Genomic DNA, 14,109 nt, shown 5'->3' with positions numbered 1-14,109 from the left:
CTGCGTTCATATGTTGCTCACCCTGTTCCTGTTTTTCCTGTCCGCGGCAGTGATCTACGTCGCGTGCGAATTCTTCGTCAATGGCGTTGAATGGGTCGGACACCGGTTCCACCTGGGCGCCACCGCCACAGGCACCGTGCTGGCCGCGTTCGGCACTGCCTTGCCGGAAAGCGCGGTCACCTTCATGGCGGTCGTCTTCGGCGACACTCCCGAGCAGAAGGACATCGGGGTCGGCGCGGCCATGGGCGGCCCGCTGGTGCTGGCGACCCTGGCCTACGCCGTGGTCGGCCTGGCGCTGTGGCGCGCGCGCCGCGGGCAGCCGACGCAAGCCGGCTGTATCAACGCGGACCAGCGCCGGCTGGCCCGCGACCAGGCCTGGTTCATGGGCATATTCATTTTCAAGGTGGGGCTGGGGCTGCTGGCTTTTGCCTGGAAGCCCTGGCTGGGCATCCTGTTCCTGGCCACGTATGGCCTGTACATCAAGCGCGAACTCAGCCGAGACGAGGAGAGGGCCGATTGCGAGGACCTGGAGCCGCTCAAGCTGCGTCCCCGCGATGAGAACCCCACCATGTTCTGGGCGGCCACCCAGACGATCATGGCGCTGGTGGTGATCGCCGGGGCCTCGCATGTGTTCGTGAACCAGATCGAACTGCTGGGCGTGGCCATGGGCGCATCGCCGCACGTGGCGGCCTTGCTTCTGGCCCCCGTGGCGACCGAGCTGCCCGAAATCATGAATGCGCTGATATGGGTGCGTCAGGGCAAGGAACGGCTGGCGCTGGCCAATATTTCTGGCGCCATGATGATCCAGGCCACCATCCCCAGCGCGCTGGGCATCTTCATGACGCCGTGGCTGCTGGATGCGCCCCTGCTGGCGGCGGGCCTGTTCACGATGCTCTCCATCGGGCTCCTGTGGCTGCGTTTCCGGCGCTCGGCCATGAGCGTGCCGGCGCTGTCGGCGGTGGGTGGCCTGTATGCCGTATTCGCGGGTTATCTGGGCTGGCACTTCTACGCCTGACCGCGATGGCGGCGCGAGCCTTCACGGGCTGGCGCCGCCGCTGCCGGCCTGCCGCGCCTTAAAAGCGCATAAACCTTGTCCATCAGTAGAAACCCGCGTAAAATCTTTCTGTTATCCATCCCAGGAGCAGTCTTCGTGAATACCGATTCCGGCGAAAGTAGTCGATCTTGCATCGACATCGCTGTCTGACAGGAACCACGCAGAACTCCATCTGCCGCATCCTGTCACGCAGGTTGCGGCGTATCCCAGGCACCAGGCTCGCGCCCGGTCAGTAGCGCAGGCCTTCAGCCTGCCGGGACTCTCCCCAACGTAAACCGCCAGAACCGCCGCTAGTCGCAGCGCCAGCGCTCGTGCACGTTTGTCGTGTCCGTTGCCCGGGCGCCGTCCGGCTCGCACGTGTTCGCGATCACGCTCCCCATTCTTGCAATGGAGGTCGTTATGCGTTTCTTCGACTTGTTCCTACGCCGCGCCGGCGTGGACCGCGCCACCGCTTTGGGCCGCCGCCGCGGCACGTCGCGCTTGACGGTCATCTGTCCGCGCGGCGAGCTGGGAGCCTTGCGCAAGCAGATCTGCCTGGACTTCGGGGCCGCCGGCCTGGACGTCTCGCAAGTGCAGATCGATCAGGGTAAAGACCCCGATCTGGCGTCGGCTTGCATCACCGTCAATTGCCCCCCCGAATTGCGGGCGGAATTGATGTCGCAGGCGCGCCGCCTGAGCGCCAACCCCGCCGTGCGCCATGTGCATTTCGGCGCGCAAGCCGCGCTGGCCTGAAGCCCGCCGCAACCACCCCAGGAGAGATCATGCCTAGTGCCTTAGACCCCGAACCTCGATTGCGCCCCGTGCGCGGCGCCGGCATGCCTGTCTGACCTGTCTTCTCACTGCGAGCCGACCGGCCGGATAGCCATCCCGGTCCTGACGGACTCCGCAGCCACGAATCCCCGGCCTTGCCCGCACCCTGTGCGACGCCTGCCCCGGTTCCGATTCCTCCGCTAGCTCCCCTTCCGTTTTCCGCACCCCGGCGCGCCATCGACGCGATCCGGACACCGGCAACATTTGCCCCGGCGCCTGCGCACGCCTGTACGCGGCGGATCGACGGCTTTCGCTCCGAAAGCCGCGGCCCGCTGCTGCCCGCGCGCAGCCGCCGCGGGCGGGGTCGTCCGTGTCTCCAACAACAACACCAATAACCGGAGCACTCCCGTGTTTACGTTCCTGAAATCTTTTTTTTCGTCCGCCGCGGGCCTGCGGCGGTCCGGCCGCCACTTCCGCCGCGCCCCCATCCTTGAGCAGGCCGGCGAGACCGCGGCGGTCTCGTCCGACGCTTCGCGCCGCGCCAACCAGCACATGCTGGAAACCTCGCGGCTGGGCTTTGATTCCCTGTTTGCGCGGTTCGCCAGCGGCTGGGGCGGATTGTCCGAAGCGCAGGCGCGCGCCGCGCGCGAACGCCATGGCGCCAATGAGGTCGAGCACGAAAAGCCGCTGTCCTGGCCCGTTCACCTGTGGCTGTCCTACCGCAATCCGTTCAACCTGCTGCTGACCGCGCTGGCGGTGCTGTCATGGGTGACCGATGTGCGGATGGCCGCCAGCGAGGAGCAGTCCTGGACCGCCGTCGCGATCATCGGTTCGATGGTCGTGATTTCCACGGTGCTGCGCTTCGTGCAGGAACAGCGTTCCAACCGCGCTGCCGAAGCGCTCAAGGCGATGGTGCAGAACACGGCCACGGCGCTGCGCAAGGACGCCGTCGCCACCGCCTGGGGCGATGGGCCGCGCCGTTACGGCGCCACGCTGCACGCGACCGGCTCGCATCAGTTGGAGGTGCCGCTGGCGGAGCTGGTGCCCGGCGACGTCATACTGCTTTCCGCCGGCGACATGGTTCCCGCCGACTGCCGCATCCTGAACGCAAAGGACCTGTTTGTCGCGCAGGCCGCGCTGACCGGCGAATCCCTGCCCGTCGAAAAGCACATGGCCCAGCACGTGGAAACCGGTAATTCGCTGGAACTGGAAAACATGGCCTTCATGGGGACCAATGTGGTCAGCGGCTCCGGCAGCGCGCTGGTCGTCGCCACCGGCTCGAATACGTACTTCGGCCAGTTGGCGGGCCGCGTCACGCAGGCCTCCCGCGCCCCGACGCAGTTCCAGCAGGGCATCAACCGGGTGAGCTGGATCCTGATCCGCTTCATGCTGGTCATGGCGCCGGTGGTCATGCTGATCAACGGCTACACCAAGGGCGACTGGATGGAAGCGCTGCTGTTCGCGCTGGCCATCGCGGTGGGGCTGACGCCCGAGATGCTGCCCATGATCGTCACGGCCACGCTGGCCAAGGGCGCCTTGCGCATGTCGCGGCGCAAGGTCGTCGTCAAGCGCCTCGACGCCATCCAGAACCTGGGGGCGATGAACGTGCTGTGCACGGACAAGACCGGCACGCTCACGCAGGACCGGATCGTGCTGGAACGCCATACCGATGTCTATGGCGCCAGCAGCGACGACGTGCTGGCCTATGCCTATCTGAACAGCTACTACCAGACCGGACTCAAGAACCTGTTGGACGTGGCGGTCCTGCGGCACGCCGAGGTCGAGCGCCGGCTGGATCTGGCCGCCCGCTACCGCAAGGTCGACGAGATCCCCTTCGACTTCTCGCGGCGGCGCATGTCGGTCGTGGTGAACGAAACCGAGAACGGCCGCGACCATCATGAACTGATCTGCAAGGGCGCGCTGGAGGAAATGCTGTCGGCCTGCACGCACCTGCGCGTGGGCAGCGAGGTGCATCCGCTGACCGACGCGCGTCGCGCGGATATCCGCCGCGTGACGGCGGGCCTGAACCGCGACGGGCTGCGCGTCATCGCGGTGGGCGTCAGGGAAATGCCGCCCACGCAGCAGGCGTACGGCGTCGCGGATGAATGCGGCCTGGTCATGGTCGGGTACATCGCGTTCCTGGATCCGCCCAAGGCGTCCACCGGCCCCGCATTGGCGGCGCTGAAGGCCTCTGGCATCGAGGTCAAGGTGCTGACGGGCGATGTGGAACTCGTGGCCCAGAAGGTCTGCCGTGAAGTGGGGTTCGAGGTCCGCAAGGTCTTCCTGGGCGCCGATATCGACGCGATGGACGACGCGCAACTGGCCGCCGCCGTGCGCGTGGCCAACGTGTTCGCGCGCCTGACCCCCGCTCACAAGGAGCGCATCGTGCGCAGCCTGCGGGCCCAGGGCGACACCGTGGGATTCATGGGAGACGGCATCAACGATGCGCCAGCCCTGCGCGCCGCGGATGTGGGCATATCGGTGGACTCGGCGGTCGATATCTCGAAGGAGGCCGCGGACATCATTCTGCTGGAAAAGAGCCTGATGGTGCTGGAGGACGGCGTGATCGAAGGCCGCAAGACCTTCTGCAACATGCTCAAGTACCTGAAAATGACGGCCAGCTCCAATTTCGGCAATGTGTTTTCGGTTCTGGTGGCCAGCGCCTTCCTGCCGTTCCTCCCCATGCTGCCCATTCATCTGCTGTTGCAGAACTTGATGTACGACATTTCCCAGACGGCAATCCCGTTCGACAATGTCGATGAAGAATTGCTGAAACAGCCCCAGCAATGGGATCCTGACGGTCTGGGACGCTTCATGCTCTTCTTCGGTCCGATCAGTTCTGTTTTCGACATCGCCACCTATGCCCTGATGTGGTACGTGTTCCAGGCAAACGCCCCGGAACACCAGACGCTGTTTCAGTCGGGCTGGTTTGTCGAAGGCCTGTTGTCGCAGACGTTGATCGTGCATATGATCCGCACCCGCCGTATCCCCTTCCTGCAAAGCCGCGCTTCCTGGCCGCTGATGGGGATGACGCTGATGGTGGTGACGCTGGGCCTGCTGCTGCCGTTCACGCCGCTGGCCGGGTATTTTCAGCTTCAGGCGCTGCCCTGGAGCTACTTCCCGTGGCTGGTGGGCCTCCTGCTCGGCTATTGCGTCCTGACTCAGTTGCTCAAGAGCATCTGGGTGCGCCGATACGGCTGGCAGTAGGCCGATATCCCTTGCGGCGGGCACCGCCCGCCGCATTCGCAGGGGAGCAACATGAGAATCGCAATTTGCGCCGTTCTGATGGCGGCCGGCTTGATCCAGCCGCCGGGCGCCTCGGCCGCCAGCGCCGTCCCCGGCCTGCAGTGGTACGGGGTGGTGGATGCCGGCCTGGCGGTAACGAACGTGTCGGGGCAGGGCAGCCGCAGCGGGTTTCTCGCCGGCGGCCTGACGGACTCCCTGTGGGGGCTGCAGGGCGCGGAAGACCTGGGCGGGGGCTGGCGCGCCCGCTTTCAGATGGAAAGCGGCTTCGATCCGGCCACCGGCAAGGCGGGGGACGGCGACAGCCTGTTCAACTATGGCGCCTGGGTCGGGCTGGGCCACGAACGCTACGGCGAACTGCGGCTGGGCCGCCAGGACACCATCGGCAAGACCTACGGCAGCGCGCTGGAGATCGCCTCGTGGAAGGACATGGGCATGGGGGCCACGTTCAAGGCCTCGGACAATTATCAGTTCAGCAACCTGGTCAATTACTATTCGCCCGAATGGCGCGGGTTCCAGGCGGGGGCTGGATATTCCTTCGACGCGGACGCCCAGGACCGGTTTCGCACCCGCCAGAACAACCGCGCGTTGAGTCTGGGCCTGAAATACGAGGACGGCCCCTTGCTCGCGGTGGCCACATGGGACAAGTTGCGCCTGGCCGAGCCGCCCGGCGGCCGCGGCGGGCATCCGCAGGCCGTACAGCTGGGCGCTTCCTATGATTTCGAGGTGCTCAAGCTGTCGCTGGCGTGGTCGCGGCAGCGCGATGGCTACGTGGGGCTGGACGGGGGCGACCCCGACGGCCTGGACCTGGGCCTGGGGCCGGCCGCTTTCGTGCGGGGCGGCACGGTCAATGCCTGGCTGGCAGGCGCCAGCGTGCCAGTGGGGCCGGGCGCCGTGCTGGTGCAATGGTCGCTGGCCAGGCCGGACTGGCATTGGGCCAACGGCATGACGGCGCGCAACGCGCAAGTCGTGACCTTGGGCTATACCTATGACTTGTCCCCGCGCACGACGCTTTATGCCTTTGCCGGCTACGCGTCGAATTACACGCTGGACAGGCAGTTCGACCCCGCGAACTCCCACACCAGCCGTATCGGGACGGGCGTTTCGCACCACTTCTGAGCCAGGGGGGGGCTGTCTCGGCGCCGGGCGCCCAGGAGCACGGGATCCGGGGGTCTACTACAATCGGCGTGGAGCGGCGCTGCGCGCCGATCCTTGTCTTTCCCCGTCGTTTTTCGGATGGCCCGCATGGATAGTCTCGAATGGCTCGTACCCTGGGAGTTTTCTCCCACGCTGGTGGCTTCCTTCCTGGTCGCCATCGTGCTGTTCGTGCGCGGCCGGCGGGTCCACCATGTGACGGGCGCGCGCCAGGTCCTGTTCTGGACGGGGATGGTGCTGCTTTACCTGTCGCTGCACACCCGGCTGGACTACTACGCCGAGCGCATGTTCTTCATCCACCGCATCCAGCACCTCGTGCTGCATCATCTGGGGCCGCTGCTGGTCATGGCGGCGTTTCCGGGCCAGGTCATGCGCGCGGGGCTGCCGATGGCCTGGCGCATCCGCCTGCGCGATTTCCTGCGCACCGGCTCGGGCCGCGCGACCGTGGCGGTGCTGACCAACAAGATCTTCGTGCCGGCGCTGTTCGTGTTCCTGGTGCTGATCTGGCTGATACCGTCAGTGCAGTTCTATTCCATGCTCGACTGGCGCCTGTACCGGCTGATGAACTGGTCCGTGGTGATCAGCGGCTTCATGTACTGGAACCTGATCCTGGACCGCCGTCCCGCTCCCCCCGCGGCCATGTCGCCGGGCGGCCGGGTGATTTCCCCCGTAGCGACGATGCTCCCGCAGATGGTGGCGGGCGCCGTCATCGCGTTCACCGAAAGCGACATCTATCCGCTCTTCGAGCTGTGCGGCCGCGCCATCGCGATGTCGGCCCAGACGGATCAGACGATCGGCGGCCTGACCATGTGGATTCCGGCCGCGCTGGTGGAGGTGATCGGGTTGATGGTGGCGCTGGGGACCTTGATGCGCCTGTCCGCCAAGGGACGCCTGCGCAAGGCCGACCGCGACGCGCGCGCCCGCGCCAAGGCCCGGGCGGCGCTATCCGCCTAGATACGCCCCGAGATGCGCGCGCCTGGCGCCGCGCGCATCTGGGTTGCGGTTTACCGGGTGCAGTTCATTCAGGCAGCAGGCCGTGGTATTTCTTGCCCAGCGCCACGGTGGCCTGGAACATTCCGGCCTTGTTGCCGCAGTCATAGCGCACGCCCTCGAAGCGGTGCGCAAACACGGCACGCTCGCGCATCAGCGAGGCAATGCCGTCCGTCAGCTGGATTTCGTTGCCCGCACCCATCTTGGTCGAGCGCAGGTGATCGAAGATGGCGGCTTCCAGCACGTAACGGCCCACGACCGCCAGAGTGGAAGGCGCGGCATCGGGTTCGGGCTTTTCAACGATATGCGTCACGCGTTCAGTACGCCCGTCGAGCTGGGCTTCGCCCTGCCGGGTGGCCACGATGCCATACTTTCGGGTATCGGCGCGGGGCACGTCCTGGACGCCCAGCACACTGGCGTTCTGCGCCACGGCGATGTCCACCAGTTGCTTCATGGCGGGCGTGCTGGCGTCGATCAGATCGTCCGCGAGCAGGACGGCGAAGGGCTCGTCGCCCACCGCGGGAGCGGCCGACAGCACCGCGTGGCCCAGCCCCAACGGAGCCGATTGCCGGATATAGAGGCAATTCACGTGCGCAGGTAGAATGCCTCGCACCATCGCCAGAAGTTCGTGCTTGCCCTTGCTTTCCAGGTCGGATTCAAGTTCGGGCGCGGAATCGAAGTGATCTTCGATGGCGCGCTTGTTCCGCCCGGTCACAAAAATAAGGTCAGTGATTCCGGCCGCCACGGCTTCTTCCACGGCGTACTGAATGAGGGGCTTATCGACCACGGGCAGCATTTCCTTGGGCATCGCCTTGGTGGCGGGCAGGAAGCGCGTGCCCATGCCTGCGACTGGGAAAACGGCTTTACGGACGGGACGCATTGAGACCTCGATGGGGGTTCGATGAAACATTTTAAGCTCATCGCTATCATAGGCTTATGAACCGCAGGAAAATGCCATCCATTTGCGCGATTGCGAAACACGGCGCGATAGCCAGCCTGTGTGCCGCGCTCGTCGCCCCCACGATCCCCGTCGCCGCCTGGGCGCAGCCGGTCGGCCTGCCCTCCATGGGCGCCGCGTCGGCGGCCGATCTGTCACCCATGCTGGAACGCAGCCTGGGCGAAGCCATCATGTCGCAGGGCCGGCGAGACCCCACCTACGTGGACGATCCCGAACTTGGCCAATACCTCACCACGATGGGCCGTAAGCTGGCGGCGTTTGCGCCCGGGGGCGTGCCCGAGGTGGAAATGTTCGGCGTGCGCGACCCCGAAATCAACGCGTTTGCCATGCCCGGCGGTTTCATCGGCGTGAACACCGGGCTGATCGTGTCCTCGGGCAGCGAGTCCGAACTTGCCGCGGTGCTGGCGCACGAAATCGGCCACGTCGTGCAGCGCCATATTGCACGCGGCATGACACAGCAAAGCCAGAACAGCATGATGATGCTTGCCAGCCTGGCGGGCGCGCTGCTGGCGGCGCTGGCGGGCGGTGGCGGCAATCTTGCCGTGGGGGTGGCGGCCTTTGGCCAAGCCGCGGCCATCAATCGCCAACTCGGCTTCTCCCGCGACGCGGAACGCGAGGCCGATCGCGCCGGGCTCCAGATGCTGACCAAGGCGGGATACGACGCGGACGGCATGTCGCAGATGTTCTCGCGGCTGATGAATGCCTCTCGCCTGAATGAAGGCGCGGGCGGCGGTTCCTGGGCCAGCACCCACCCGCTCTCGATCGAGCGCATGTCCGATGTGCAGAACCGTGTGCGCTCCCTGCCGCCCTCGCGCCATGTGGACAGCGACGACTTCTGGTATGTCCGGGCAAAGATGCGGGTCGTGCAGGGGCGCGATGCGGTCAGCCTGCGGTCGGCCAGCCAGCAGTTGCAGGACGAAGCCCAGGCGCTGTCCGGCGTGCGGCAGTCCGCCGCCTATTACGGCCTGGCCCTGCAGGCATACCAGCGCAACAACCTGGCCGAGGCGGAGCGCTACTGGAATCTCGCGTCGGCCGATGGCCGCGCCTCGCCCCAATTGGCCAAGCTGAGCGTCGATATCGCGCTGGCCCGCAAAGACTACCCGCGCGCGTTGACGCTGGCCCAGGCGGCCACCAAGCGCTGGCCCGATCAGCGCGCGCTGGGCATCGCCTACGCCCAGGCGTTGCAGGGCAATGGCCGCCACGCGGAGGCGCAGGATTATCTGCGCGCCAAGATCAAGCAGTGGGGCAGCGACGAACCGGGCCTGTACCAGATGCTGGCGCAAAGCGAAGAGCGCAACGGCAAGCCGGTGCAGGCGCGCCGGGACCTGGCGCGCTATTACGTCATGACCGGCGCTTTCGCGGCCGCGGAATCCCAATTGCAGCAGGCGCGCGGCATGTCCACCGACTTCTACGAGCAGTCGCAGATCGATGTGCAGATCAAGGAAGTCAAGGACAAGCTGGCCGAAGAACGCCAGTTGCTGGAACGCTTCAAGTCCGGCTGAGGCTTTCCGCGCGGTCGGGCGGCCAACGCCGCCGCGGCCAGGCTACAAGCCGGTTTCGAAGAAGCGTCCCAGGCGCTGCGGCAGCCAGTTCAGATGCCCTGGAAAGCCGCCGGTGGGAAACCCCGCATGGCCGCCGTCCGACGGTTGATGCAGCAGCACGCCGGGCGCGCATTCATCGGGCTTGGGCAGGGACGCGGCCGGAATGAAGGGGTCGTTGCGCGCATTGAGCACCAGGGTCGGCACCGAGATCTTCGGCAGCCACGGCTTGCTGGACGCGCGCGTCCAGTAATCCAGCGCATTCCGGAACCCATGCATGGGCGCGGTGTAGGTGTCGTCGAATTCGCGCAGATCGTGCGCGTGGGCGATCCGCATGACGTCGATGGAACCGGGAAAGCGATGCGCCTTTTCCAGTACCTTGTGCTTGAGCGTCTTCAGGAAGTGCGCCGTGTAGACGCGCCGGTTGAACACGCCGGTCGCCAGCGTCTTGCCGCAGGCGACAAGATCCAGAGGCACGGACACGCCTGCGCAGGCGGTCAGCCAGGAGGTGTCCTCCTGGTGTTCGCCCAGGTATTTCAGCAGGGCGTTGCCGCCCAGCGAAACGCCCACCGCATGCCAGCGGGCGTGAGGAATGCGCTTGCGCACGGTGTCGAGCAGAAATCCCACCTCGGCCGAGTCGCCCGAATAGTAGGCGCGCGCCAGGCGGTTGGGCACCCCCGAGCAGCCGCGGAAATGCGCGATGACGACGATCCATCCACGCGCGCGGAAATGATGCGCGACGGATTGCGCATAGCGGCTGTTGCTGCCGCCCTCCAGGCCATGGAACAGGATCAGTGCGGGAGTATCGGGCGTCTGCGGGAGGGATTGCCAGTCCGCGTCCGACATCCACCTTGCGGCGGCGGTCTTGCCGTTGGCGACCGGGCGCTGCCCGCTGACCGGCGCGCCGTCGGCGGCCTTGTGGGGGAACAGTCCGGGACCGGTCCAGTCGAAATCGACGAAATCGGTATCGGGCGTGTCCACGCGGTCGCGCACGAAGGCGATGCGGTGATACTGCGCGAACAAGGCGGCGTATACCGTCTGGCTGTCGCCTCCTGGCAACCAGGGGGGAACAGGGCAGGGCGTTGTATCAAGACGAGCAGCGGCCAACTAAAAATCCACCCGATTCAATGCAGCATGTCGGGTACGTCGTGCAAGTCGAGCACCCCGGCTTCCGTGGGCGCCGACGAGGCATGGTGCATGACCATGCGCCAACCGGTCGGACCCTTGTGGTAGATGTTTGTGGCGTAGCAGTTTGCGAACTGCGTGCCTTCCCGCGTGCGCACCGCCACCTGTTCCACCAGGACGTGCACCGCGCACATCATGCTGAGCATGACCAGCGGGCGCAGCGGGCGGACATGCAGCGGGCCGTTCGACAGCACCTGTTGCCAGGACTCGTGCACCGCGGAATGGCCAACGATGCGCAAGCCTCCCGGGTGTATGCATACGACTTCTTCGTCGTCAGCCCAGACTTGCATCAGGCGGATGCTGTCCGCCTGCTCAAGGGCTTCGTAGAACGCGTGTTCTGCTTCTTCGGGCGTGGCGAACATGGCTGCTGGAACGGATAAGCGTGTTATAGGTCGGGAAACTCAGTGCCCGTGGCCGTGCAGCACCGTGCCGGCTTTCAGGCGGTATTCGGCGCCGCAATAGGCGCAACTGGCGGAGCCGGTGCGGGCCACATCCAGAAAGACACGGGGGTGCATGCTCCAGAGCGGCGCCTTGGGGCCGGGACAGAACACGGGCAGGTCTTCACCGCCGACCTCGATGACTTCGTGAGCGTGGGGGACGGCGGCCGGAGCAGCAGCGGTCATGGATATTCCTGAAAAAGAACCGATAAACGGCAGGTTGAAACAATGATGCGGCCTTGGCGGGCAAGGCCGCGTGAATCAGACTTTACTTAGCCAGTGATGGTACTTCGGGTTGCGGCCATTCACCATGTCAAAAAATGCGTTCTGCAACATCTCGGTGACCGGGCCGCGCCGGCCGGAGCCGATCTGGCGGTTGTCGACCTCGCGGATCGGGGTCACTTCGGCCGCGGTGCCCGTGAAGAACGCCTCGTCCGCGATGTAGACATCGTCGCGCGTCAGGCGCTTTGTCACCACGCGCAGGCCGAAGTCGGCCGCCAGCGCATGGATGGTGGACCGGGTGATGCCGGTCAGGGCCGAGGCGATCTCGGGCTCGCAGAGCACGCCGTCCTTGACGATGAACAGGTTTTCGCCGGAACCCTCGGCCACGAAGCCGTCGGTGTCGAGCAGCAGGGCTTCGTCGTAACCGTCCTGCAGCGCTTCGGTATTGGCCAGGATGGAATTGGCGTAGGTGGTGGCGACCTTGGCGCGCGGCATCGTCACGTTCACATGCTGGCGGGCAAACGACGACACCTTGACCCGGATGCCATGGGACAGCGCTTCTTCGCCCAGGTAGGCGCCCCAGGGCCACGCGGCGATGGCGACATGCACCTTGGCGCCCTTGGGGGAAACGCCCATTTTTTCGGGACCGTAGAACACAAGGGGCCGCAGGTAGCCGGACTCAAGCTGGTTTTCGCGCACGACTGTCCGTTGGGCCTCGTTGATCGTATCGCGATCGAACGGCATGGGGATCTGGTAGATGTGCGCCGAATTGAACAGGCGGTTGGTGTGGTCTTCGAGGCGAAAGATGGCGGTGCCGATCTCGGAACGGTACGCGCGCACGCCTTCGAAGACGGACAGCCCGTAATGCAGCGAATGCGTCAGGACATGCGTCGTCGCGTCCCGCCACGGGACCAGCTTGCCGTCGTACCAGATGAAACCGTCGCGGTCAGCCATCGACATGGTCTTCTCCACACAGTGCGCACCAGGCCTGCCGCAGTGCGCCAGGTCCCCAAGGTGTCATGAATCTTGAGCCCGCTATTGTATCAAGCAGCGAGGTTACAATACGGGCCTGTTCGCGCGCTTTCCTCCCCATAGAGTTTCCATGTCGTCCTGTCTGCATCGCCAGGGGCCAGCCGTTGTCCTCTGAATCCGCGCTTCCTGAATCCGAAGACCCTGGCATCGCACGCCAGGAACGCGTCGCCGCCTTCCGCGCCGGTGTCCATGCCATCGTGCCCGCCCTGATCGCCACCGCGACCTGGGGATTGGTGACCGGCGTGGCGATGGTCAAGTCCGGCCTGACGGAGTCCATGGCGCTGGCGATGACGCTGCTGCTGTACGCGGGCTCGGCGCAATTGACGTCGCTGCCGCTGATCGCCGCGGGCGCGCCGCTATGGCTGATCTTCGCGGCGGGTTTCGTCGTGAACCTGCGCTTCATTATTTTCGGCGCGGCGCTGCAACCCTATTTCCGTCACCTGCCCTGGCCAAAGCGGCTCGGACTCGGCTATTTCACGACCGACATGGGGTTCGTGCTGTTCATGCCGCGCTATGGCGATTCGGTCGAACGCGGCACGCGCGAGCAGCTATGGTTCTTCCTGGGCACGATCGTGCCAGGCTGGCTGGTCTGGCAGTCGTCTTCGATTGTCGGCATCTATCTGGGCGCCATGGTGCCCGCAGACTGGTCGCTGGATTTTGCCGCCGTGCTGGCGCTGCTGGCAATCACGGTGCCGCTGGCCAGTTCCAGGCCCATGCTGGTATCCATGCTGGCGGCGGGCATGGTGGCCTGGGTCGGGCAGGCATTGCCCTTGCGCCTGGGGCTCGCGGCCGCCGTCATCGCGGGCGTGGTGGCCGGCATCTGGGCCGAACGCTTTTTCAAGGCGCGCGCATGACCCTCTGGCCTTCCGAGATCTACGTCTATTCCGCCATCCTGCTGCTGGCCTTGTGCAGCGTGCTGACGCGCGCCGGCTTCATGCTGTTCGGCGACTACATTCCCTTGCCGGACGGCGTGCGCCGGGCCTTGCGTTATGCGCCCGCCGCCGCGCTCACGGCCATCGTCGTGCCCGACCTGCTGCCATGGAAGGCCGGGCTGGGCCCCGTGTTCGACTACAAGCTCGTCGCCGGCCTGGTCGCCATCCTGGTGTTTTTGCGCACCCGCAGCGCGGTGCTCGTCATTGTCGTGGGCATGCTGGTGCTATGGGGCTTGCGCTGGCTGGCAGGCTGATATAACAATTTTTGAACAGGGTCTGTCCACGGAGTGGACACCCCAAATGCGCGCGGGGCTCCCGCAGGGCCGCCATTCGGGGCCATTGAGCTGCCTCCCGGACGGCGATTTGACCGTGTGGTAAGGCGCCTGCGCTAAAATCAAGTTATCCACAGCAATCCGGGCCCGGTACTGCCCTCATAAGTATCTAATCCAGAATGCGCCGACTGGCCTGCTAGGCAGGGCGTGGAGTGTCCGCGAAGCCGCTGGCGGTTCGCGGCGATCCGCGTGCGGTCGCGATGCGATCACGCGTATTTGGGTTGCCCGATGCATATGTAGTGCAGTGCATGTAGCACTCTCGTTTTGTTCTTTTTCACTGG

13 protein-coding genes are annotated in these 14,109 nt (G+C 65.6%); 8 read left to right on the top strand and 5 right to left on the bottom strand.

Annotation, left to right across the window (positions count from 1 at the left end; translation table 11 throughout):
- The first annotated feature begins 10 nt into the window (after positions 1 to 10).
- From ASE30_RS27070 to ASE30_RS27050, 5 genes are all read left to right on the top strand, one after another.
- Positions 11 to 1,015, top strand: coding sequence for a sodium:calcium antiporter (locus ASE30_RS27070; RefSeq protein WP_057287367.1), 1,005 nt, complete (start codon positions 11 to 13; stop codon positions 1,013 to 1,015).
- Positions 1,016 to 1,453: 438 nt separating this feature from the next.
- Positions 1,454 to 1,786 (top strand): hypothetical protein, encoded by a 333-nt coding sequence (locus ASE30_RS27065; RefSeq protein ID WP_057287366.1) that lies wholly within the window; start codon positions 1,454 to 1,456, stop codon positions 1,784 to 1,786.
- Between the two features lie 426 nt (positions 1,787 to 2,212).
- Positions 2,213 to 5,011, top strand: coding sequence for a magnesium-translocating P-type ATPase (gene mgtA / locus ASE30_RS27060; protein ID WP_057287365.1), 2,799 nt, complete (start codon positions 2,213 to 2,215; stop codon positions 5,009 to 5,011).
- 51 nt (positions 5,012 to 5,062) lie between these two features.
- Positions 5,063 to 6,166 carry a porin gene (locus ASE30_RS27055; protein WP_057287364.1) on the top strand — a complete coding sequence of 368 codons (1,104 nt, stop codon included), beginning with the start codon at positions 5,063 to 5,065 and terminating at the stop codon, positions 6,164 to 6,166.
- A 117-nt stretch (positions 6,167 to 6,283) separates the two neighbouring features.
- Positions 6,284 to 7,156: a cytochrome c oxidase assembly protein gene (locus tag ASE30_RS27050; protein WP_156407796.1), complete on the top strand. Its 873-nt coding sequence runs from the start codon at positions 6,284 to 6,286 to the stop codon at positions 7,154 to 7,156.
- Between the two features lie 64 nt (positions 7,157 to 7,220).
- Here ASE30_RS27050 and galU read toward each other — a convergent pair whose 3' ends face one another.
- Positions 7,221 to 8,072, bottom strand: coding sequence for a UTP--glucose-1-phosphate uridylyltransferase GalU (gene galU / locus ASE30_RS27045; RefSeq protein WP_057287362.1), 852 nt, complete (start codon positions 8,070 to 8,072; stop codon positions 7,221 to 7,223).
- A gap of 56 nt (positions 8,073 to 8,128) precedes the next feature.
- On the opposite strand from galU, the gene ASE30_RS27040 reads away from it, so the two are divergent.
- The gene (locus tag ASE30_RS27040; RefSeq protein ID WP_057287361.1) at positions 8,129 to 9,652 is read left to right on the top strand and encodes a M48 family metalloprotease; all 1,524 of its coding nucleotides are present in this window, start codon (positions 8,129 to 8,131) and stop codon (positions 9,650 to 9,652) included.
- Between the two features lie 42 nt (positions 9,653 to 9,694).
- Here the strand turns inward: ASE30_RS27040 and ASE30_RS27035 are convergent, their stop codons facing one another.
- The 4 genes from ASE30_RS27035 to ASE30_RS27020 all read right to left on the bottom strand — a co-directional run bounded on the left by ASE30_RS27035 (position 9,695) and on the right by ASE30_RS27020 (position 12,492).
- Positions 9,695 to 10,795, bottom strand: a complete 1,101-nt coding sequence (locus tag ASE30_RS27035) for a YheT family hydrolase (protein WP_057287360.1) — start codon at positions 10,793 to 10,795, stop codon at positions 9,695 to 9,697.
- Positions 10,796 to 10,812: 17 nt separating this feature from the next.
- Positions 10,813 to 11,235: a nuclear transport factor 2 family protein gene (locus ASE30_RS27030; protein WP_057287359.1), complete on the bottom strand. Its 423-nt coding sequence runs from the start codon at positions 11,233 to 11,235 to the stop codon at positions 10,813 to 10,815.
- A 39-nt stretch (positions 11,236 to 11,274) separates the two neighbouring features.
- Complete coding sequence (locus ASE30_RS27025; RefSeq protein WP_057287358.1) at positions 11,275 to 11,496, bottom strand: zinc-finger domain-containing protein; 222 nt, start codon at positions 11,494 to 11,496, stop codon at positions 11,275 to 11,277.
- Positions 11,497 to 11,571: 75 nt separating this feature from the next.
- Complete coding sequence (locus ASE30_RS27020; protein WP_057287357.1) at positions 11,572 to 12,492, bottom strand: branched-chain amino acid transaminase; 921 nt, start codon at positions 12,490 to 12,492, stop codon at positions 11,572 to 11,574.
- 176 nt (positions 12,493 to 12,668) lie between these two features.
- Between ASE30_RS27020 and ASE30_RS27015 the strand changes: the two genes are divergently transcribed.
- Both ASE30_RS27015 and ASE30_RS27010 read left to right on the top strand, forming a co-directional pair.
- Positions 12,669 to 13,418 (top strand): AzlC family ABC transporter permease, encoded by a 750-nt coding sequence (locus tag ASE30_RS27015; RefSeq protein ID WP_057287356.1) that lies wholly within the window; start codon positions 12,669 to 12,671, stop codon positions 13,416 to 13,418.
- Entirely contained in the window at positions 13,415 to 13,750 is a 336-nt protein-coding gene (locus ASE30_RS27010; protein WP_046803475.1) for an AzlD domain-containing protein, read from the top strand. The genes ASE30_RS27015 and ASE30_RS27010 overlap by 4 nt, the downstream gene beginning before the upstream one ends.
- The last annotated feature ends 359 nt before the right edge of the window (positions 13,751 to 14,109 follow it).

The organism is Achromobacter sp. Root83, from assembly GCF_001428845.1.
GTDB lineage: Bacteria > Pseudomonadota > Gammaproteobacteria > Burkholderiales > Burkholderiaceae_B > Achromobacter.
This window is presented reverse-complemented; position numbering and strand designations above follow the sequence as displayed.

Bases quoted from the DNA above. Each gene is read 5' to 3' on its own strand.
- ASE30_RS27070 (WP_057287367.1), top strand. From the start codon at position 11: ATGTTGCTCACCCTGTTCCTGTTTTTCCTGTCCGCGGCAGTGATCTAC.
- ASE30_RS27065 (WP_057287366.1), top strand. From the start codon at position 1,454: ATGCGTTTCTTCGACTTGTTCCTACGCCGCGCCGGCGTGGACCGCGCC.
- ASE30_RS27055 (WP_057287364.1), top strand. From the start codon at position 5,063: ATGAGAATCGCAATTTGCGCCGTTCTGATGGCGGCCGGCTTGATCCAG.
- ASE30_RS27050 (WP_156407796.1), top strand. From the start codon at position 6,284: ATGGCCCGCATGGATAGTCTCGAATGGCTCGTACCCTGGGAGTTTTCT.
- galU (WP_057287362.1), bottom strand. From the start codon at position 8,072: ATGCGTCCCGTCCGTAAAGCCGTTTTCCCAGTCGCAGGCATGGGCACG.
- ASE30_RS27040 (WP_057287361.1), top strand. From the start codon at position 8,129: ATGAACCGCAGGAAAATGCCATCCATTTGCGCGATTGCGAAACACGGC.
- ASE30_RS27030 (WP_057287359.1), bottom strand. From the start codon at position 11,235: ATGTTCGCCACGCCCGAAGAAGCAGAACACGCGTTCTACGAAGCCCTT.
- ASE30_RS27025 (WP_057287358.1), bottom strand. From the start codon at position 11,496: ATGACCGCTGCTGCTCCGGCCGCCGTCCCCCACGCTCACGAAGTCATC.
- ASE30_RS27020 (WP_057287357.1), bottom strand. From the start codon at position 12,492: ATGTCGATGGCTGACCGCGACGGTTTCATCTGGTACGACGGCAAGCTG.
- ASE30_RS27010 (WP_046803475.1), top strand. From the start codon at position 13,415: ATGACCCTCTGGCCTTCCGAGATCTACGTCTATTCCGCCATCCTGCTG.